The organism is Kluyvera cryocrescens NBRC 102467 (assembly GCF_001571285.1).
Classification (GTDB): Bacteria; Pseudomonadota; Gammaproteobacteria; order Enterobacterales; family Enterobacteriaceae; genus Kluyvera; species Kluyvera cryocrescens.
This window is the reverse complement of the sequence record NZ_BCTM01000008.1, coordinates 80260-101064: the sequence shown is the minus strand read 5'-3', so window position 1 is coordinate 101064 and position 20805 is coordinate 80260. Positions and strand designations below refer to the sequence as shown.

General features: G+C 52.6%; 18 protein-coding genes. 12 read left to right on the top strand and 6 right to left on the bottom strand.

Annotated features, from left to right (window positions below; all coding sequences use genetic code 11):
- Positions 1-32 precede the first annotated feature (32 nt).
- A complete protein-coding gene (hemA, locus tag KCR01S_RS06455; RefSeq protein WP_061281302.1) occupies positions 33-1289 on the bottom strand; it encodes a glutamyl-tRNA reductase in 1257 nt (418 codons plus the stop codon).
- Positions 1290-1498: 209 nt separating this feature from the next.
- Between hemA and lolB the strand changes: the two genes are divergently transcribed.
- From lolB to dauA, 4 genes are all read left to right on the top strand, one after another.
- Positions 1499-2122 carry a lipoprotein insertase outer membrane protein LolB gene (gene lolB, locus KCR01S_RS06450; protein ID WP_061281298.1) on the top strand — a complete coding sequence of 208 codons (624 nt, stop codon included), beginning with the start codon at positions 1499-1501 and terminating at the stop codon, positions 2120-2122.
- Positions 2122-2970, top strand: coding sequence for a 4-(cytidine 5'-diphospho)-2-C-methyl-D-erythritol kinase (gene ispE / locus KCR01S_RS06445; protein WP_167348819.1), 849 nt, complete (start codon positions 2122-2124; stop codon positions 2968-2970). The genes lolB and ispE overlap by 1 nt, the downstream gene beginning before the upstream one ends.
- A gap of 208 nt (positions 2971-3178) precedes the next feature.
- On the top strand, positions 3179-4126 hold the full coding sequence (gene prs, locus KCR01S_RS06440; protein ID WP_112203978.1) for a ribose-phosphate diphosphokinase: 948 nt from the start codon (positions 3179-3181) through the stop codon (positions 4124-4126).
- A gap of 123 nt (positions 4127-4249) precedes the next feature.
- Positions 4250-5932, top strand: a complete 1683-nt coding sequence (gene dauA, locus KCR01S_RS06435; RefSeq protein ID WP_061281291.1) for a C4-dicarboxylic acid transporter DauA — start codon at positions 4250-4252, stop codon at positions 5930-5932.
- Between the two features lie 51 nt (positions 5933-5983).
- Here the strand turns inward: dauA and KCR01S_RS06430 are convergent, their stop codons facing one another.
- Together KCR01S_RS06430 and KCR01S_RS06425 are read right to left on the bottom strand one after the other, a co-directional pair.
- On the bottom strand, positions 5984-7447 hold the full coding sequence (locus KCR01S_RS06430; protein WP_061281285.1) for a pyridoxal phosphate-dependent decarboxylase family protein: 1464 nt from the start codon (positions 7445-7447) through the stop codon (positions 5984-5986).
- 13 nt (positions 7448-7460) lie between these two features.
- Entirely contained in the window at positions 7461-8846 is a 1386-nt protein-coding gene (locus tag KCR01S_RS06425; RefSeq protein WP_112203985.1) for a diaminobutyrate--2-oxoglutarate transaminase, read from the bottom strand.
- A gap of 616 nt (positions 8847-9462) precedes the next feature.
- On the opposite strand from KCR01S_RS06425, the gene lysC reads away from it, so the two are divergent.
- On the top strand, positions 9463-10824 hold the full coding sequence (lysC, locus tag KCR01S_RS06420) for a lysine-sensitive aspartokinase 3 (RefSeq protein ID WP_061281280.1): 1362 nt from the start codon (positions 9463-9465) through the stop codon (positions 10822-10824).
- 102 nt (positions 10825-10926) lie between these two features.
- On the opposite strand, the gene ychH is transcribed toward lysC, so the two are convergent.
- A complete protein-coding gene (ychH, locus tag KCR01S_RS06415; RefSeq protein ID WP_061281277.1) occupies positions 10927-11211 on the bottom strand; it encodes a stress-induced protein YchH in 285 nt (94 codons plus the stop codon).
- Between the two features lie 278 nt (positions 11212-11489).
- Between ychH and pth the strand changes: the two genes are divergently transcribed.
- On the top strand, positions 11490-12074 hold the full coding sequence (pth, locus tag KCR01S_RS06410; protein WP_061281274.1) for an aminoacyl-tRNA hydrolase: 585 nt from the start codon (positions 11490-11492) through the stop codon (positions 12072-12074).
- A 216-nt stretch (positions 12075-12290) separates the two neighbouring features.
- Positions 12291-13385 carry a redox-regulated ATPase YchF gene (ychF, locus tag KCR01S_RS06405; protein ID WP_061281272.1) on the top strand — a complete coding sequence of 365 codons (1095 nt, stop codon included), beginning with the start codon at positions 12291-12293 and terminating at the stop codon, positions 13383-13385.
- Between the two features lie 241 nt (positions 13386-13626).
- Here ychF and KCR01S_RS06400 read toward each other — a convergent pair.
- A protein-coding gene (locus tag KCR01S_RS06400) for an IS3 family transposase (protein ID WP_156478748.1) occupies positions 13627-14747 on the bottom strand; the annotation gives its coding sequence in 2 pieces (ribosomal slippage) (positions 13627-14489 and positions 14489-14747; 1122 coding nt in all).
- 121 nt (positions 14748-14868) lie between these two features.
- On the opposite strand from KCR01S_RS06400, the gene KCR01S_RS06390 reads away from it, so the two are divergent.
- The 5 genes from KCR01S_RS06390 (at position 14869) to KCR01S_RS06370 (ending at position 19242) form a co-directional block, all read left to right on the top strand.
- Complete coding sequence (locus KCR01S_RS06390) at positions 14869-16191, top strand: PTS sugar transporter subunit IIC (protein ID WP_061281262.1); 1323 nt, start codon at positions 14869-14871, stop codon at positions 16189-16191.
- A gap of 22 nt (positions 16192-16213) precedes the next feature.
- A complete protein-coding gene (locus KCR01S_RS06385) occupies positions 16214-16528 on the top strand; it encodes a PTS lactose/cellobiose transporter subunit IIA (RefSeq protein ID WP_061281259.1) in 315 nt (104 codons plus the stop codon).
- A 44-nt stretch (positions 16529-16572) separates the two neighbouring features.
- Positions 16573-17478, top strand: coding sequence for an ROK family protein (locus KCR01S_RS06380; protein WP_061281256.1), 906 nt, complete (start codon positions 16573-16575; stop codon positions 17476-17478).
- A gap of 77 nt (positions 17479-17555) precedes the next feature.
- Positions 17556-18515 (top strand): LacI family DNA-binding transcriptional regulator, encoded by a 960-nt coding sequence (locus KCR01S_RS06375; protein ID WP_061281524.1) that lies wholly within the window; start codon positions 17556-17558, stop codon positions 18513-18515.
- A 442-nt stretch (positions 18516-18957) separates the two neighbouring features.
- Complete coding sequence (locus tag KCR01S_RS06370; protein WP_061281253.1) at positions 18958-19242, top strand: hypothetical protein; 285 nt, start codon at positions 18958-18960, stop codon at positions 19240-19242.
- A gap of 553 nt (positions 19243-19795) precedes the next feature.
- Here the strand turns inward: KCR01S_RS06370 and KCR01S_RS06365 are convergent.
- On the bottom strand, positions 19796-20713 hold the full coding sequence (locus KCR01S_RS06365; RefSeq protein WP_061281249.1) for a M14 family metallopeptidase: 918 nt from the start codon (positions 20711-20713) through the stop codon (positions 19796-19798).
- Positions 20714-20805 lie beyond the last annotated feature (92 nt).

Below are 20805 nucleotides of genomic sequence, written 5' to 3'. Positions count from 1 at the left end.
CGTAAATGCACCTTGTAATAAATAGAGTTGTGCTACTCCAGCCCGAGGCTGTTGCGCAGAATATGCAGGCGTTCATCATCCCCGTCACGGGCGGCCTGCTGAAGTGATTTGGTTGGCGTGTGGATCAGACGGTTGGTTAATTTACGCGCCAGATCCTGCATGATGGCCTGCGGATCGCCGCCCTGTTCGAGCGCCGCTAACGCTTTCGCGGTGAGTTCTTCACGCGCACTTTCCGCCTGGGCACGATAATCACGAATGATTTCGCTGGCGCTTTGCGCGCGCAGCCAGGCCATAAATTCACTGGCTTCCTGCTCAACAATCGTTTCAGCCTGGACCGCCGCCGCTTTGCGCTGCGCCAGATTGTGCTGAATAATATTTTGCAGGTCATCCACGCTGTAAAGATAGGCGTTGGCGAGTTTCCCCACCTCCGGTTCAACGTCGCGCGGTACGGCGATATCCACCAGCAGCATTGGCTGATTGCGGCGCGCTTTGAGGGCACGCTCAACCATGCCTTTGCCGATAATCGGCAGCGGGCTGGCGGTTGAACTGATAATAATGTCGGCTTCTTTTAGCCGCTCGTCGACGTCGCTTAAGGCAATCACTTCCGCCCCCACTTCGTCCGCCAGCACCTGCGCCCGCTCACGGGTACGGTTGGCAATCAGCATTTTTTGCACGTGATGTTCGCGCAGATGGCGCGCCACAAGCTCGATGGTCTCACCTGCGCCAACCAGCAGCACCGTGACCGTCGAGAGAGATTCAAAAATTTGTCGCGCCAGCGTACAGGCCGCAAAGGCCACTGACACCGCGCTGGCGCCGATATCCGTTTCCGTACGCACCCGCTTGGCCACGGAGAATGATTTCTGGAACATGCGTTCCAGTTCGCTAACGTTGAGATGGCCGCGGCTGGAGTCGGCAAAGGCTTTTTTGACCTGACCCAGGATTTGCGGTTCACCGAGCACCAGCGAGTCCAGCCCGCTGGCGACGCGCATCAGATGGCTGACGGCGTCGTTATCCTGATGCCAGTAAAGGCTCTGGCGAAGCTCGGCTTCGTTTAATCCGTGGTAATCGCACAGCCAGCGGATAATCGCTTCATGCTGATTATCCTGCTCTTCGACGCTCAGGTAGAGCTCAGTGCGGTTGCAGGTCGATAGGACCACTCCCCCTTGTACCATTGGCTGAGCCAACAGGCTCTCCAGCGCCTGGTCAAGCGTATCTGGCGAAAACGTTACACGTTCTCGCAGCGCTACCGGGGCTGTTTTGTGGTTAATGCCAAGAGCTAAAAGGGTCATTGTGCGGGAGTAGTACCAGCGTTGATAAGGTTAGTCTGAGCGCATCATACAGGATGCGCGAGATCAATAAAAGGGAGGCTCCCCTTTTGGAGTAATAGGCAAGCTGGGTTAATTTTATGATTTAAGACAACTTGAGCGTAGACGCTGCCCCCCGGCGACGCTAGCATTAAGCGTAATAACTGCAACGCATTTCAAGGATTGTCATTATTATGGCCCTGTCTGATTTCCGCATGGTTCGTCTGCTGCCGCTGGCAGCGCTGGTTCTTACCGCCTGTACCACTACTCACCCACAGGGTCCGGGTAAAAGCCCAACCTCTCCCGAGTGGCAGCAGCATCAGCAAGAAGTGCGCAAGCTTAACCAGTTCCAGACGCGCGGCGCCTTTGCTTATCTCTCTGACCAACAAAAGGTTTACGCTCGTTTCTTCTGGCAGCAAACCGGCCAGGACAACTATCGTCTACTGCTGACCAATCCGTTAGGCAGCACCGAGCTTGAGCTGATTGGCCAGCCGGGTTCTGCCCAGTTGACCGATAATAAAGGCCAGCATTACACCGCCGCCGATGGCGAAGAGATGATCGGTAAGCTGACCGGGATGCCAATTCCACTCAACAGCTTACGCCAGTGGATCGTTGGTCTACCGGGCGATGCCACCGACTATAAGCTTGACGATCAGTACCGTCTGAGCGAGCTCAACTACACCCAAAACGGGAAAACCTGGAAAGTGGTCTACGGCGGCTACGACAGCAAAACCCAGCCGACGCTGCCATCCAACATGGAGCTGACCCAGGGTTCTCAGCGTATCAAGCTGAAAATGGATAACTGGATCGTTAAATGATGACCCGCTGGCCCTCTCCCGCAAAGCTGAACCTGTTTTTATACATTACCGGACAGCGTCCCGACGGCTACCACACGCTGCAGACGCTGTTTCAGTTCCTGGATTACGGCGACACGCTGACCATCGAGCCCCGTACCGATGGGCAACTGCGTCTGCTCACCCCGGTGGATGGCGTACCGAATGAAGAGAACCTGATTATTCGCGCCGCCCGCCTGCTGATGAAAACGGCCGCCGAGACGCAACGTCTGCCGGAAGGCAGCGGCGCTGATATCCGTATCGACAAACGGTTGCCGATGGGCGGCGGCTTGGGCGGCGGTTCGTCTAACGCCGCGACCGTGTTAGTCGCGCTGAACCATCTCTGGCAGTGTCATCTTTCGGAAGACGAGCTGGCGACCATCGGCTTAACGCTGGGTGCGGACGTGCCGGTATTTGTTCGTGGCCGCGCCGCCTTTGCGGAAGGCGTCGGCGAAGTTCTGACGCCGGTGGACGTGGCGGAAAAATGGTATCTGGTCGCCCACCCCGGCGTCAGTATCCCGACACCGGTCATTTTTGGCGATCCGGAGCTGCCACGAAATACCCCTGTCAGGTCAATAGATACGTTATTAAATTGTGAATTCGCTAATGATTGCGAGGTTATCGCAAGAAAACGTTTTCGCGAGGTTGATGATGTGCTTTCCTGGCTGTTAGAATACGCGCCGTCGCGCCTGACTGGAACAGGAGCCTGTGTCTTTGCTGAATTCGACACGGAACTCGCTGCCCGCCAGGTGCTTGAGCAAGCCCCGGAATGGTTGCAAGGCTTTGTGGCGAAAGGTGTAAACCTCTCTCCATTGAAGCAAGCCCTACTCTGAATTATTCGGATTTCCGCCAGTTTTGCTGACGAAAGAAGAAAAGTGATGAGTAAACCCTGCCGGGCAAACTGAGCTCCGGTGACAACGTCACCCCGTTCCAGACGTTGCATCGCGCTCTTTAATACACCGCCTGGATGAAATCGCGCCTGGCCCGCACAGTTTTTGGCCCGTTTCATCCACCACTGGACGCATGCCTGAGGTTCTTCTCGTGCCTGATATGAAGCTTTTTGCTGGTAACGCCACCCCGGAACTAGCACAACGTATTGCCAACCGCCTGTACACTTCTCTCGGCGACGCCGCTGTAGGTCGCTTTAGCGACGGCGAAGTCAGCGTACAAATTAATGAAAACGTACGCGGTGGTGATATTTTCATCATCCAGTCCACTTGTGCCCCTACTAACGACAATCTGATGGAATTGGTTGTTATGGTAGATGCCCTGCGTCGTGCTTCCGCAGGCCGAATCACTGCCGTTATCCCTTACTTCGGCTATGCCCGTCAGGACCGTCGCGTACGTTCTGCGCGTGTACCGATCACCGCTAAAGTTGTCGCTGACTTCCTGTCCAGCGTTGGCGTTGACCGCGTACTGACCGTAGACCTGCACGCTGAACAGATCCAGGGCTTCTTCGATGTACCGGTTGATAACGTGTTTGGTAGCCCGATTCTGCTTGAAGATATGCTGCAGCTGAACCTGGAAAACCCAATCGTGGTTTCTCCAGACATCGGTGGCGTAGTTCGCGCACGTGCTATCGCTAAACTGCTTAACGATACCGACATGGCTATCATCGACAAACGCCGCCCACGTGCGAACGTTTCCCAGGTTATGCATATCATCGGTGATGTTGCCGGTCGTGACTGCATTCTGGTTGATGACATGATTGATACCGGCGGCACGCTGTGTAAAGCAGCTGAAGCGCTGAAAGAACGTGGTGCTAAACGCGTATTTGCCTACGCAACTCACCCGATCTTCTCCGGTAACGCGGTAAACAACCTGCGTAACTCCGTCATCGACGAAGTTATCGTCTGCGATACCATCCCGTTAAGCGATGAGATCAAAGCGCTGCCAAACGTCCGTACCCTGACCCTGTCCGGGATGCTGGCCGAAGCGATTCGTCGTATCAGCAACGAAGAATCCATCTCCGCCATGTTCGAGCATTAATCGGATTTGGTTAAAAAACCCGCTGCGGCGGGTTTTTTTGTCTATAGTGTTTATTTGTATGATTTATGCCAACTTCACTGCCATTCACCTGACAGATGATGCGCTCATGGATGAAACAGTATTGTGAATAAATTATTCTCCCCCGATATCATGCCTTTCCGCGCGCTAATTGATGCCTGCTGGAAAGAGAAGTACAGCTCCGCGCGCTTTATGCGCGACCTTATCGCCGGGATCACCGTCGGTATTATCGCGATCCCGCTGGCCATGGCGCTGGCGATTGGTAGCGGCGTTGCGCCACAGTACGGCCTTTATACCTCTGCCGTCGCTGGGATTGTCATCGCCCTAAGCGGCGGTTCCCGCTTTAGCGTTTCCGGGCCAACCGCGGCCTTTGTGGTGATCCTCTATCCGGTTTCTCAGCAATTCGGTCTGGCCGGTTTACTGGTCGCCACGCTGATGTCCGGCCTGTTTTTGATCCTTTTTGGCCTCGCCCGTTTTGGCCGTCTGATCGAATATATCCCGCTGTCGGTGACCCTCGGTTTTACCTCGGGGATCGGTATCACCATTGGGACCATGCAGATAAAAGATTTCCTCGGCCTGCAAATGACGCATGTACCGGAGCATTATCTGCAGAAAGTGGGGGCGCTGGCGATGGCCCTGCCGACCATTAATTTCGGCGACGCGGCGATAGGCGTTGTCACTCTTGGGACCTTGATCCTCTGGCCACGTCTCGGTTTGCGTCTGCCGGGACACCTGCCGGCGCTGATTGCTGGGTGTCTGGTGATGGTTATCGTCAACCTGCTCGGCGGCCAGGTTGCGACGATTGGCTCTCAGTTCCACTATATTCTGGCGGACGGCTCCCAGGGTAACGGCATTCCACAGCTGCTGCCCCAGTTTGTCTTGCCGTGGGATCTCCCCGGTTCCTCCTTTACGTTAAGCTGGGCTTCACTTCACGCCCTGCTGCCTGCTGCTTTCTCCATGGCGATGCTGGGTGCGATTGAGTCGCTGCTGTGCGCCGTGGTGCTGGACGGCATGACCGGTACCAAACATAAAGCTAACAGTGAACTCATCGGCCAGGGGCTGGGTAATATTGTTGCGCCGTTCTTCGGCGGTATCACCGCGACTGCGGCCATTGCCCGTTCCGCCGCCAACGTGCGTGCGGGTGCCACCTCACCGGTATCCGCCGTCATTCACGCGATTCTAGTCATTCTGGCGCTGCTGGTTCTTGCCCCCGTGCTATCGTGGCTGCCGCTTTCGGCCATGGCTGCCCTGCTGCTGATGGTGGCGTGGAACATGAGTGAAGCGCATAAAGTGGTGTATCTGCTGCGCAAAGCGCCGAAAGACGACATCATCGTGATGCTGATTTGTATGTCGCTGACCGTGCTGTTCGATATGGTTATCGCCATCAGCGTCGGCATCGTGCTGGCATCGCTGCTGTTTATGCGCCGTATCGCCCGCATGACGCGTCTTTCGGCAGTAAACGTCACCGTCCCGGACGATGTGCTGGTGCTGCGCGTCATTGGCCCGCTGTTCTTTGCCGCCGCCGAAGGGTTATTTACCGATCTGGAAACGCGTATTGCTGGCAAACGGATTGTGGTGCTGAAGTGGGATGCGGTGCCGGTGCTGGATGCTGGTGGTCTTGATGCGTTCCAGCGTTTCGTCAACAAACTGCCGGAAGGCTGTGAGCTGCGGGTCTCGAATCTTGAGTTCCAGCCGCTGCGCACCATGGCGCGCGCAGGTATCCAGCCAATTCCGGGGCGACTGGCCTTCTTCCCGAACAAAGACGCCGCGCTGGCGGATATTCAGTAAAAAAAATGGCTCCCCAGGGAGCCATTTTCATTTCCGCATCAACGCCAAACGTTACGCTTTCAGCAGCTTCTCTGCGGTCTCTTTCACGCTGGCCAGCAGGACTTTGACATCTTCCAGGCACACGGTCGGGTTCAGCAGAGTCAGCTTGAGGCAGGTGATGCCATCGGCTTCGGTAACGCCAACGTTAGCGCTGCCGGAGGCCAGCAGCACGTCGCCAATGCGTTGGTTCAGCAGGGCTACAAACGCCATATCCGTGCTTTCCGGACGGAAGCAGAACAGAACGCTTGCCAACTGCGGCTGCATCACCAGTTCCAGATGCGGCTGTGCTGCCACAAACTCGGCTACGTCGCGTGCCAGCGTTACGCCGTTATCAATGATTTCGGCATACTGCTTTTTACCCAGTGCTTCAAGGCCCATCCACAGCTTCAGCGCATCAAAACGACGCGTGGTCTGCAGGGATTTCGACACCAGGTTCGGTACGCCGTGCTCTTCATCAAAATCAGAGTTCAGGTACGCAGCCTGGTAGCGCATCAGCTCGTAGTGGCGCGCTTCTTTTAACAAGAATGCGCCGCAGCTGATGGTCTGGAAGAACTGCTTGTGGAAGTCCAGGGTGACCGAGTCAGCCAGTTCCAGGCCATTCAGGAAGTGACGATACTTCTCAGACAGCAGTAACGCCCCACCCCATGCCGCATCCACATGCATCCAGATCTGCTGTTCAGCCGCCAGTGCCGCGATTTCTGCCAGCGGATCAATAGCGCCCGCATCGGTAGTTCCTGCGGTAGCGACAATGGCCATCACCTGTTCACCGTTGGCTTTCGCCTGCGCCAGCTTCTCACGCAGATCGTTGAGATCCATGCGCGAGAACTCGTCGGTCTTCACCAGCGTGACCGAACGATAGCCCAGCCCCATCAGCGCCATGTTTTTCTGCACGGAGAAGTGAGCATTTTCAGAGCAGAACACTTTGATTTTGCTCAGATCGCCGGTTAAACCATCCTGCTGGATAGAGTGCCCCTGACGCGCGAAGAACGCGTCGCGAGCCAGCATCAGCCCCATCAGGTTGCTCTGGGTTCCACCGCTAGTGAAGACACCGGCATCGCCTGCGCTGTATCCCACCTGCTCACGCAGCCATTCAATGAGTTTGATCTCAATAATGGTCGCGGACGGGCTTTGATCCCAGGAGTCCATGCTCTGGTTCGTGGCGTTAATCAACACTTCCGCCGCCTGGCTAATCACCAGGCTTGGGCAATGCAGATGCGCGACGCACTGTGCGTGATGCACGGACAGGCTGTCTTTAAGGAAATATTCAACCGCACGCTCGATAGCGGCCTGGTTACCCAGGCCCCCGGAGGTGAAATTCAGGCTGATACGAGAGCGCAGCTGTTCAACAGTTTTGCCCTGATACATTTCAGGCTGCTTCAACCATTCAACAACGGCTTTAGTGCTCTGCTCGATAGCGTCCTGATAGGCGGCAATACTCTGCGCCGAGCCGGACAGAATCGGGTTTACATCAGACATTCGACCCACTCCGTTAAACCGGCTTCACGCCAGCGCCCAGCAAGGCGTTTTCAAATTTATCGAGGAAGATTTCCAGCTCTTCATTGGTGATCAGCAGCGAAGGCAGCAGACGCAGTACGCAACCGTTACGCCCACCGCGCTCCAGAATCAGACCGGATTCGAAGCATTTTTTCTGCAGCAGAGCAGACAGTTCGCCATCGGCCGGATAGCAGCCCATGTGATCCTGCGCTTCGTTAGGTTTCACGATTTCGAGACCAATCATCAGACCCAGGCCGCGAACCTGGCCGATAACCGGATAGCGCTTCTGCAGTTCTGCCAGTTTGCCTTTCAGCCACTCGCCCTGGGCGGCAACTTTGTCGGCAATTTTGTCGTCTTTGAGGATCTTCAGCGTCGTCAAACCAGTGGCCATTGCCAGCTGGTTGCCGCGGAAGGTACCGGTATGGTGACCCGGCGCCCACGCATCGAACTGCTTTTTAATCCCCAGAACGGCCAGTGGCAGACCGCCACCTACAGCTTTGGACATCACGATAATGTCTGGCTCAATACCCGCGTGTTCAAAGGCGAACAGCTTACCGGTACGGGCAAAGCCGGCCTGAACTTCATCGATAATCAGCAGGATGCCATGTTCCTGAGTCACTTTGCGAATACGCTGCAGCCACTCGACCGGAGCCGGGTTCACGCCGCCTTCGCCCTGAACGGCTTCAAGGATCACTGCCGCAGGTTTACGCACGCCGCTTTCAACGTCGTTGATCAGGTTTTCAAAGTAGTAGGTCAGCGCCTTAACGCCGGCTTCGCCACCGATACCCAGCGGGCAGCGGTATTCATGCGGATAAGGCATGAACTGAACTTCTGCCATCATGTTGCTGACGGCTTCTTTTGGCGACAGGTTGCCGGTCACGGACAGTGCGCCATGGGTCATCCCATGGTAACCGCCGGAGAAGCTGATAATGCTGGAACGGCCGGTGACTTTCTTCGCCAGTTTCAGTGCCGCTTCAACGGCATCTGCACCGGATGGGCCGGTGAACTGCAGGCAATACTCTTTGCCCTGTCCCGGTAATAAAGAGAGTAAATAAGATGAAAATTCATCTTTTAATGGCGTAGTAAGATCGAGTGTATGTAACGGTAGGCCACTGGAGATGACACTTTGAATGCTTTGAAGCACATCGGGATGATTATGACCAAGCGCCAGGGTACCGGCACCTGCCAGACAATCAAGATATTGATTATTTTCAACATCAGTAATCCAGACGCCCTGCGCTTTGGCAATAGCCAATGGCAGTTTACGTGGATAGCTTCTGACATTAGATTCAAACTCAGCTTGTCTTGCTAAAAAGGTATCATTGCTTTGCGGTAATGAATTAGCATTTAAAGTATCAATACGGACTTTATCCGTCATCATATCACTCCTACAAGCAGGCGTAGATTTGCGCCCGATTGAATAAATGGTTAAAAGGATTGCCTGTAAAAAAACGCGGCTAATATATGTTGTTTTAAGCATGGACTCAATCATTTATTTTTAAACGCTTTTTTACAACTTTAATCCCTTTAAAATCAATGATTAACAAAAGATCACCAACAATGATTTTACCAAAAATTGTTACCATTTATCTTAAACAGCAACAGTTGGCTACAATGCGGACAATCTAATGAAATCCATCGCGTTGACAGGGTTTTATTAATCTTTTACACGTTTTTACCGTTAATAGCGTAGGGTCTCTTTAGTTAAAGCACGATCTTTGACTTGTTTATGGTTAATTAAAATAAATAAGTCGATCCCTAAGGATAAATCACTTAGTATGGCGCGCTTATTTACATACTCTGTGAATAAACAGTTAATGCGCATTCCCCGGTAACGAGCGACAGGCGAAACTCGTTATCGACAACAGGAAGTATTTCCTGGGTTGTCATTAGAAGTGTTCGCGGGCGGACATTTCGTAAGGCGAAGAGATCTTCCCTTATGCCGAGAATGAAAATTTTCTAGCCATGTATTTATGGCGCCCTGATATGAGATTGTTATGACTCGCATTTATCCACAGTTCATCGTTGCCAAATTTGGCGGCACTAGCGTTGCTGATTTTGATGCAATGAATCGCAGCGCCAGCATTGTCCTTGCCGATCCAAATGTTCGTTTAGTGGTTCTGTCGGCCTCGGCAGGCGTCACAAACTTGTTGGTGGAGCTTTCTGAAGGTCTGGAAAGTCATCTGCAATTCGATAAGCTTGAGACACTCCGCACTATCCAGTACAACATTATTTCTCGCCTGAAGAACCCATCCATCATCAGCACGGAAATTGATAATCTCCTCGAAAATATAGGCCGCCTTGCGCATATTGCGATGACGTCTCCGTCAACTGCTTTGAGCGATGAACTGGTCAGCCATGGGGAGTTGATGTCGAGCCTGCTTTTCACCGAAGTTTTGCGTGAACGCGGCGTGGAAGCCAGCTGGTTTGACGCGCGTAGCGTGATGCGCACCGATTCCAACTACGGCTGCGCGGAGCCTGATGTCACCACGCTGGCTGAACTCGCGGAACTGCATCTGCGTCCGCGTATTGAGCAGGCCATCATGATTACCCAAGGTTTTATTGGCCGCGATGAGTCGGGGCATACAACAACCCTTGGTCGTGGCGGCAGCGATTATACTGCGTCCCTGTTGGGGGAGGCGCTGCATGCGGCGCGCGTGGATATCTGGACCGATGTCGCCGGGATCTATACTACCGACCCGCGCATTGCGCCAAAAGCCAAACGCATCGATAGCATCTCATTTTCAGAAGCCAGCGACATGGCGGCTTACGGCGCCAAAGTTCTGCATCCGGCAACCTTGATGCCCGCCATGCGCAAAAATATTCCGGTATTTGTCGGCTCCAGTAAAGATACTGCCGCCGGCGGCACGCTGGTCTGTTGCACCACCGAAAATCCGCCGAGCTACCGCGCCGTAGCGGTGCGACGTAAGCAGACGCTGGTTCGCTTGCACAGCCTGAATGCGCAGCCATCCTACCGCTTTTTAGCGCAGATTTTTGCCCTATTAGAACAACATACGGTGGCGGCAGATCTGGTCACAACCTCAGAAAACAGCATTGCGCTGGCGCTGGACTCGACCAATGCCACATCCGGCGAAGATCCCACGCTGACGACGGCGTTATTCACCGCCCTGTCCTCGCACTGCCGCGTTGAAGTGGAAACCGGACTGGCACTGATCACGCTGATCGGCAATCAACTGACCCAAGCGTCCAGCGTGTGTAAAGATGTCTTCGCCCGCTTTGATGAGCATGCGGTACGAATGATTTGCCACGGCGCATCGAGTAACAACCTGTGCTTCCTGCTGCCTGGCGATGTGGCCGACAGCGCGGTCAAAGCGTTACATCAGCGCCTGTTCGAATAGCCGAAATCATTTACGCAGATTTGAACTGACCGAAAAACAAAGTCCCGGCCTTTCGACCGGGACTTTGTCTATAATTCCTCAGGCTCCTTTGGGAGCGTTCATTCAGCTGTGGCGATGTGAAGTGTTGTCGTTGCGACGGCAGCGTTTGTCGTAATGACGCACCCACCAATATCTGTCGCTGATGCGCTCATGTCCACCGACACGTGCCCCGGTTAACCAAAGAACGGCGCCGACGAAGATGCTGAGAATCGCACCGTGTGCAAAAAACTGCGGCAGGTTAAGTTGCGGCAACTGGTTTAAAATAGAATAACCGACGCCGACGACCATCACGATCAAGCCTAACCCCATAAGCACATTACCGAGTAACGAAGCGTTTTTGCGTTTCATAGTGTCACCTCCGTAGATTGGCTGCGGGTTTAGGGATATATCCCTATTCCTAGTGTGTAAAGTATAGACAACACCACCAAATATAATTGCGCCTCCGATCACAAATGAGCACATATAATCAACAAAACTTTACATTTAAGTTACTGAAATACATCAAATCAATATTATTACCTTTTTGAACTATTCCATTTTCTCCCCTTTCGCCGCTAATTTTTGTCAACAGCGCTGCCACGACGTAAACTAGCCGCCGGAAAGATTGCCCACTCAGGAATAACTACGTGACGATTAAACTGATTGTCGGCCTGGCCAACCCCGGTGCAGAGTACGCGCAAACGCGCCACAACGCGGGTGCCTGGTATGTCGATTTGCTCGCAGAGCGCTTTCGCGCCCCGCTGCGCGAAGAGAGTAAATTTTTTGGCTACACCTCCCGCATTAATATGGCCGGAGAAGATGTTCGTCTGCTGGTGCCAACCACCTTTATGAACCTTAGCGGCAAAGCCGTTGCGGCACTGGCGACCTTCTATCGTATTAATCCAGATGAAATTCTGGTGGCGCACGATGAGCTGGATCTGCCGCCAGGGGTGGCAAAATTTAAGCTCGGCGGCGGCCACGGCGGCCACAACGGGCTAAAAGATATCATCAGCAAATTGGGGAATAACCCCAATTTTCACCGCTTACGCATCGGAATCGGTCATCCGGGCGATAAAAGTAAAGTTGTCGGATTCGTTCTGGGAAAACCCCAGCCGGCAGAACAGAAGCTTATCGACGATGCGGTAGACGAAGCGGCGCGCTGCACCGAGGTTTGGCTGAAAGACGGCCTGACCAAAGCCACCAACCGCTTACATGCTTTTAAAGCGCAATAAGTATCCAGCGATACACAAATCCTTTGCGCCGCTTTCACGACGAGTTCGGCCCCGGTGCCGAAACGAAGCGATCGCCGACGGCGCGGGCTGCGCTTGAAGGGTAAAGTGCATACGGTATTTTTCCCGTATGACGTGTATAATAGGCAGAGTTATTTACTTTTCTACAATCTGTTTGAGATAACAGGTTGGAAATCAAAAGATTAAGGTGATTTAAACATGGGATTCAAATGCGGTATCGTTGGTTTGCCAAACGTAGGCAAATCCACCCTGTTCAACGCGCTCACTAAAGCGGGTATTGAAGCGGCAAACTTCCCGTTCTGTACTATCGAGCCGAACACCGGTGTTGTTCCGATGCCCGATCCGCGTCTGGATCAGCTGGCAGAAATCGTCAAGCCACAGCGCATTCTGCCAACCACCATGGAATTCGTTGATATCGCGGGCCTGGTAAAAGGCGCATCCAAAGGTGAAGGCCTGGGCAACCAGTTCCTGACCAACATTCGTGAAACCGAAGCGATCGGTCACGTGGTTCGCTGCTTCGAAAACGACAACATCATCCACGTGAACAACAAAGTTGACCCGGCCGATGATATTGACGTAATCAACACCGAGCTGGCGCTGTCTGACCTCGATACCTGCGAGCGTGCCATTCACCGCGTACAGAAGAAAGCCAAAGGCGGCGATAAAGACGCAAAAGCGGAGCTGGCGGCACTGGAAAAATGCCTGCCACAGCTGGAAAACGCCGGCATGCTGCGCGCGCTGAAAACCCTGACCGACGAAGATAAGGCGGCCATCAAATACCTGAGCTTCCTGACCCTGAAGCCAACCATGTATATCGCTAACGTTAACGAAGACGGTTTTGAAAATAACCCGTACCTCGACAAAGTGCGTGAAATCGCCGCTGCGGAAGGCTCCGTGGTAGTCGCCGTTTGCGCCGCTGTAGAAGCCGATATCGCCGAGCTCGATGATGCAGACCGTGACGAATTCATGGCTGAAATGGGTCTGGAAGAGCCAGGCCTGAACCGCGTGATCCGCGCCGGGTACGAACTGCTGAGCCTGCAAACTTACTTCACCGCTGGCGTGAAAGAAGTACGTGCATGGACCATCCCTGTTGGCGCCACCGCTCCGCAGGCGGCCGGTAAAATCCACACCGACTTCGAAAAAGGCTTTATCCGCGCGCAGACCATCGCGTTTGAAGACTTCATCACCTACAAAGGTGAGCAAGGCGCGAAAGAAGCCGGCAAGATGCGTGCAGAAGGCAAAGATTACATCGTTAAAGATGGCGATGTGATGAACTTCCTGTTTAACGTCTAAAACGGTCAGCCTTGTTTCGTAGAGACTCTCATTGTCTCACAGAACAAAAAACAAACTTAAAATCCACGCACTTGCGTGGATTTTTTATATCTGTAGCACTCTAATCGTCTCATAGCAGCGCACATGAAAGTGAGTACAGTGGTGAGTACAGCAATTTGATCGCCCTCCAGGGGGTGAGTACAATTGTACTCATCAACCAAATGGAGCTGTACTGACCTGCCCCCAGAATTAGATACAACCTTCAGTTAGTAATGTCGGTTGGTTTTTCTTCATATTTCCCGTTTCGCCAGCCCGCTGCAAATTCAGCCGGCGTCAGGTAATTCAGTGATAAATGTGGTCGACACTCGTTATAATCCTGCCGCCAGTCACTAATGATTTCCCGGGCATGTAGAATACCGCTGAACCAGTGCTCATTCAGGCATTCATCCCGAAAGCGACCATTGAAACTCTCAATAAATCCGTTCTGCGTTGGCTTGCCCGGCTGGATTAAGCGCAACTCAACACTATGTTCAAAGGCCCATTGATCCAGCGCGCGGCAGGTAAATTCCGGGCCCTGATCGGTTCTTATCGTCTCAGGATATCCACGAAACAGCGCAATGCTGTCCAGAATACGCGCGACCTGAATACCTGAAATCCCGAAAGCGGCGGTGATCGTCAGACACTCCTTCGTGAAATCATCCACACAGGTCAGGCACTTAATTCGGCGGCCGCTGGCAAGTGAATCCATGACAAAATCCATCGACCATGTCAGGTTCGGCGCATCCGGGCGAAGAAGCGGAAGCCGTTCAGTCGCCAGCCCCTTACGGCGCCGCCTGCGTTTTACACCCAGACCGTTAAGGTGATAGATGCGGTAAACCCGCTTGTGGTTGACGTGAAGGCCCTCCCGACGCAATAACTGCCAGATACGCCGGTAACCAAATCGACGGCGTTCAAGTGCCAGCTCTGTGATACGCAAAGACAGTTGCGCGTCAGCAGCCGGACGCTGAGCCGAATAACGGCAGGTTGAAAGTGACAGACCGGCCAGCCTGCAGGCACGGCGTTGCGACAGACCCGTTGTCTCACACATGGCTTCCACAGCTTCCCGCTTCTGGTCTGTCGTCAGAACTTTCGGCCCAGAGCCACCTGAAGCGCCTCCTTATCCAGCATGGCTTCAGCGAGCAGCTTCTTAAGGCGGGCGTTCTCCTCTTCAAGCGACTTGAGCCGTTTAACTTCGGGAACTTCCATGCCGCCATACTTCTTACGCCAGGTATAAAACGTGGCGTCGGAAATGGCGTGCTTACGGCAGAGTTCACGGGCAGAAACCCCGGCTTCCGCTTCGCAGAGAATACTGATGATCTGTTCGTCGGAAAAACGCTTCTTCATGGGGATGTCCTCATGTGGCTTATGAAGACATTACTAACATCGCGGTGTATTAATCAACGGGGAGCAGGTCACTCGATTTCGCACTCACCCTGATAGATAACAAATAATTAAGGGAAATCCCATGAGCTCTCTGTACTCTAAACTCATCAGCATCATTGAACAGAAAATCACACCGATGGCAGGTGCCGTAGGTCAACAAAAGTATGTGACCTCCATCCGCGATGGTTTCATTACCGCACTGCCCTTTATGATCGTTGGTTCGTTCATGCTGGTATTTATTTTCCCACCGTTTTCACCCGATACCACTTGGGGGTTTGCACAGGCGTGGCTGAAATTCTCGCTGGATCACCGAGATGCGCTGATGCTGCCGTTTAACTTCAGCATGGGAATTATGACGCTCTTTATCTCAGTTGGGATCGCCGCAAGCCTAGCGAAACACCATGAACTGGATCCGCTGACAGCAGGAATGCTGTCATTGATGGCCTTTTTACTGGTCGCCGCACCGCTGAAAGATGGCCAGATCTCGACGGCCTATTTTTCCGGCCAAGGGATTTTCACTGCCATTCTGGTTGCCATATATTCCACCGAACTATATGCATTCCTGAAACGGAAAAACATTACCATCCGCCTCCCACCGGAAGTACCGACCGGAGTTGCACGATCGTTTGAAATTTTGGTACCGGTTCTTGCCGTCGTCGTTACCCTGCATCCACTCAATCTTTTTATTGAATCACAGCTGGGCATGATTATCCCGGAAGCAATCATGTCATTGGTGAAACCACTGGTTGCCGCCTCCGATACCCTGCCTGCAGTACTGCTATCTGTGCTGGTATGCCAGGTTCTCTGGTTTGCTGGGATCCATGGTGCTCTCATCGTCACCGGCATTATGAACCCTTTCTGGATGGCAAACCTGTCTATCAACCAGGCTGCGATGGCGGCTGGCGAAGTCATCCCTCACATCTACGTTCAGGGCTTCTGGGATCATTATCTGTTGATCGGCGGCGTCGGATCCACATTACCGCTAGCCTTCCTTTTACTGCGCAGTAAAGCCATCCATTTACGCACCATTGGCCGCATGGGCGTAGTACCTGGGCTTTTTAACATTAATGAACCCATCCTGTTCGGCGCGCCGATCATCATGAACCCGCTGTTTTTCCTGCCATTCGTGCTGGTGCCAATGGTCAACGCCACGCTTGCCTGGTTTGCGCTTGATCTCGATTTAGTCAGCCGCGTGGTCTCAATGACGCCGTGGACTACACCGGCTCCTATCGGCGCTTCATGGGCTGCAAACTGGAGTTTCAGTCCAGTGATTTTATGTCTGATGTGCATGGTGACATCGGCAGCAATGTACCTCCCATTCCTGAAAGCCTACGAAAAACAGCTTTTAGAGCAAGAGAATGAAAACTCGGTTGAACACACGCAAGAAGCGACGCAGTCCGCCTGACAGACGTAATCAGAGGTAATACATGGAATTAGAAGAACAAGTTATGGGCATCATCATCAATGCAGGCCAATCACGTAGCCTGTGTTATGAGGCGCTGGGTTGTGCCAAACGCGGAGACTTTGCATCCGCAGATGAGCGAATGAAAGAGGCAACGCACTATGCCCGCGAGGCGCATCTGGTACAAACCCAGCTCATTGAAGCCGATGAAGGTGAAGGAAAAACAAAAATGACGCTGGTAATGGTTCACGCTCAGGACCACCTGATGACGTCCATTCTGGCCAAAGAGTTAGTGACTGAACTCATTGACTTGTACCGTACCCGCCCGCACCAGGCATAATGATAGCGGAGAGGCTTCGGCCTCTCTTTTTTGCAGAGGATTGTATGCACTATCTCGGATTGGACATTGGTGGTACAAAAATGGAAGCCGTACTGCTCTCACCTCAGGGGGACTACCTCTGGCGTCAGCGGCGGCCTACACAGAAAGACAGCTATGATGCTTTTATGCTGCATCTGACTCGGATTATTGACGAAGCGCGCGCGGTCAGCCCGGAGCCATTCAGCGTAGGGATCGGGCTACCTGGTGCAATCGACCCGCAAACCGAACTCATCAAAAACTGCAACTGTCTGGTACTTAACGGCCACGATCTCAAAACCGATTTGGCAACGCGCATCCAACAACCGGTGTGGATTGCCAATGATGCAGATTGCTTCACCCTCTCGGAAGCCGTGGACGGTGCAGGTGCGCAGGCGGATACCGTTTTTGGCGTTATTATCGGAACCGGCTGTGGTGGCGGTATTGCCGTTCATCAGCGTTTATTGCAAGGCCCGAACGCCATCACAGGTGAATGGGGACACAACCCACTTCCGGCTTACACGCCAGTGTTTGATGGGCCAGTGCAACCCTGTTATTGCGGAAACCTTAACTGTATTGAAACGTTTATTTCCGGCACTGGATTTGCCCGTCGCTTCCCGGGTGAACTCACCTCACAGGAGATTATTGACGCAGCTGAAAACGGAAACCCGCAGGCTTGTGCACACTGGCAGCATTTCATTGATGCGTTTGCCCGCAGCCTCGCGTCTGTTATCAATATTCTGGATCCACAGGTTATTGTACTCGGTGGCGGGCTGTCGAACGTCGACAGAATCTATCATGAGCTTCCAACCGCCGTTGTACCGTATCTCTTTTCAAACTCCTGTCATACACGCATTGTTCCGGCTCGCTTTGGCGACGCCAGCGGCGTACGTGGTGCAGCGTGGCTGCCCGGTTTGAATACACGGGAAACATGACATTGGCGTCAGGCGACGGGACGATTCTTCGGGAGGGTTATGTTAAGATGATGAAAACTCACCACGCAGAAAACGCTATGCCAACGATTGATGATGTATCACGATTAGCCAATGTTTCCAAAGCAACTGTTTCCCGCGTGCTGACAGGCACCCGGGGCGTACGTGAAGAGAGCCGTGAAGCGGTTTTACGGGCGGTTGAAGAACTAAATTACCGCCCGAGCTTTGCCGCGCAAAATCTGGCAAGCCAGTCATCAAGTCACATCGGCGTGGTGCTTTCCTCACGTGATGAGAGCAGTGGTGCACGTTTACTTCCCGCGCTGTCACGCGCCATGAAATTGCTCAACAAAACGCTGATCGTCCAGTATGTCGATAACGACATTGAACATGCCGCCTCTGTGGATGATTTGCAACGACAATGCGCGGCCGTTGTGGTGTTTGGCCCGGTTACACCGGAAAGTGCCGACAACGTTATCTCATTTGATCGACCAGCCATAGACACGAAAAGTCAAGGTTATGATTTCGCTTTTGCTGCTGAGAGCGCCTGCCGCTATATGATTGGGAAAGGCCATCGTAACATCGCACTGGTTATCGATAATGATATGGATGACGCCAGCAAACGAATGGTAGAAGGTTACCGAAATGTACTGCAAAACTACTCGTTTCCGTTTAATCGACAACTGGTGTTAACAGCCAATGAGGACGTTGAACGTGCACTGCTGACTCTGATAAACAGTTTAAGTAAGTTCACTGCAATTGTGGTGAAACGCGACGCTTACGCAGCAGAAGCGATGCGCTTGTTCCGTGAATTCAATATTTCCGTACCGCAGGAAGTGTCGTTGCTCAGCCTTGAAGACTCGCCGCTGGCCACGCAGTTATACCCGCAGCTGACATGTATTTCCTGGCCGATGGAACCATTGTTGAACCAATGCGTACAGCGAATCAAAAGTCTGGTTGAGGGACGTCCGATTCGTGAAACCGAACTACCACCAATTATTGGTAAGCTCACATCCCGCCAGTCAGTGATGGAAGTGAATTAACGCTTATTCTATATGGGAGTAATATAATGAATGCAGTTCGACCGTTAGGTATCCTTACGCTGCTCCTCGTTGTTTCCAACCCCGTTTTAGCCCAAGAGGCGAGCCTGCCTCTGAAAGAACAAATCCATACGGATGAGGGTACGATTTGCGTTTATGAACGTGCAGAACACCGCGAAAAGATTGTAATACCTAATGGGCGAGAGTGTCCGCGGACTATACAAAATGCCCACTGATTGCGGACAACAGCTTGTTCACTTTCTGAATTATATTGAATCACGCTTTGGTTAAATGCCAGCCCGATTGTTGGGCTGTCATATATAGCCGTTGGGCTTGTGTCGCTGAATAGTGGTCTTTGGGAATCATTTAAGTTTTTCCCGTCTCTGAGTTAGTAATTCCGTCCTTACCTACCTGTGGCAAATAACATAATGAAGAAGAGAAACTGATGAAAAAATCGTTGCTGGTAATAGTTCTGCTTGGGTTGAGTGCATCGGCAGCAGCCGGGGAAGCGCACTTTTGTGGCTCCCCTGAAGTTGGCGCGATTGAAACTGGGCGTCATGATGTTAATGACAGTACCGTTTTTACTTGCGGTGGAGGAATCAAAGGCACCCTGCCCGAACTGGCAAAACAGGGCTGGAAAGTAGTGCAAGTGAGCGATCAGATGGCATCATCTTCATCTGATCCGAGCAAATCCACTGTCTATTCACGGTTGATAATACAGAAAGACTGACAACGCGTGTTTTCTTAATGACCAACCGAACTCCATCAACTGGCGGAGTTTGGTTGTAACTATGAGTTTCTAACTTGTGGTTTTCACCAGCATCAGCACCGGTTTCGTTGTCTTGCTCATAGCCACCTTCTAGTTCAGTCAAAAAGCACCCCATCTTTTTGTTTTATCTTGAAGATACCTGAACTACAACCCCTCCCCTCACCCAAACACATTTAACAATCTGATTTTAATAGAAAAAATAGTTTTGCAGAACGATATTTTGCGCAGTCACGTCCGCTTTGTGCTGTGAGTTCAACGGGTAAGCAGGTCAGTGAGGATGCCCAAAAAGAATCCACCACAAGTAAAAATCAACAGGCTAATAACCAGCTCGCCATTTAACGTCGAAAACAAAAATCGTATTTCGTAGAAACTCTCGCGGTTTCGCAGAACAAAAATTAATTTAAAATCCGGATAATTGTGTGTTTATTAATTTATCGGATTCTATTCACCATATGCCCCTTCCACTGGGCTAAATAATCAGGCCAGAAAATCCCCCTCCCGGCCTGTAATACACTCAATTCGCTAACGCAAACGCAATCGCCGTGCGGACCACAACCACCTGCGCCTGAATGCACTCTTCCGCCGAGGTTTCTGCGCTATCGGGATAGACTTCGGTGGTGGTGGTAAACGGCGCATCGGTCATTGTCGAGCATAAATGATATGCATGATTGTCGTATTCAATCACACCCGGACTGACGACCGGGAAGCCAAGCATCTTGCCCTGAGGGTCCGCAGGCGCGATATGCGTAACTTTTGACACCGCCGAGATAATTGCGCCCTGGAAGTCGAGCCGGGAATTATTGATATCGCTCACCAGATAGAAACCATCGGGGATCGTGTCTGGCACATACTGCCCGCCATCTCTGGCGGCCAGCGCGGGGCTGAATTCGCTTTCGTCCGTGTCCGTTGTTTCGTGCAGGTCAACGTGCACCAAAAAACGCCCTTGCCACGGTTCGACAAAGGCCATCAGCGAACGTGACTCTTCCGCTTTGCCTTCGGTGAAGAATTGTCTGTTGGTGTCGATAGCCTCGTAGTTCCAGCGGGCAACGTGTTCGAAGGCCCACGGGCTCACGCAGGGCACCACCAGCAGATTTAATCGCCCTGCGTAAGCATTTTTATATTCGGTCAAAAAGCGCAGTGCCCCCAGCACACCGCTCGTTTCATAGCCGTGAACACCGCCGGTGACGAGGGCAATCGGCAGATTGTCATCCCACTCTTTTGATTTTGCTGCCATCAAGGGGTAAACATCATTGCCATAGCGCAGTTCACCATACTGAACGATGTCATACTCGTGATTGAGCTGATGGATAACATCGAGCACATCATTTTTATAGCGTCTAAAACGCGTCTGGCTCTGTTGCCACTGCTGTTTTTCGCGTTCAGTCCAGGGTTGCCCCGGCGTGCCAATCGGATAGAAACGTTCTGTTGTCATGTTTTACTCAGCGTGTGTGATTGCGGATCCAGGCCCGTCGATGCAGTCAGTCTGGCTTATGTTTTATCAGCCACCATACTGCCAGCAAGACC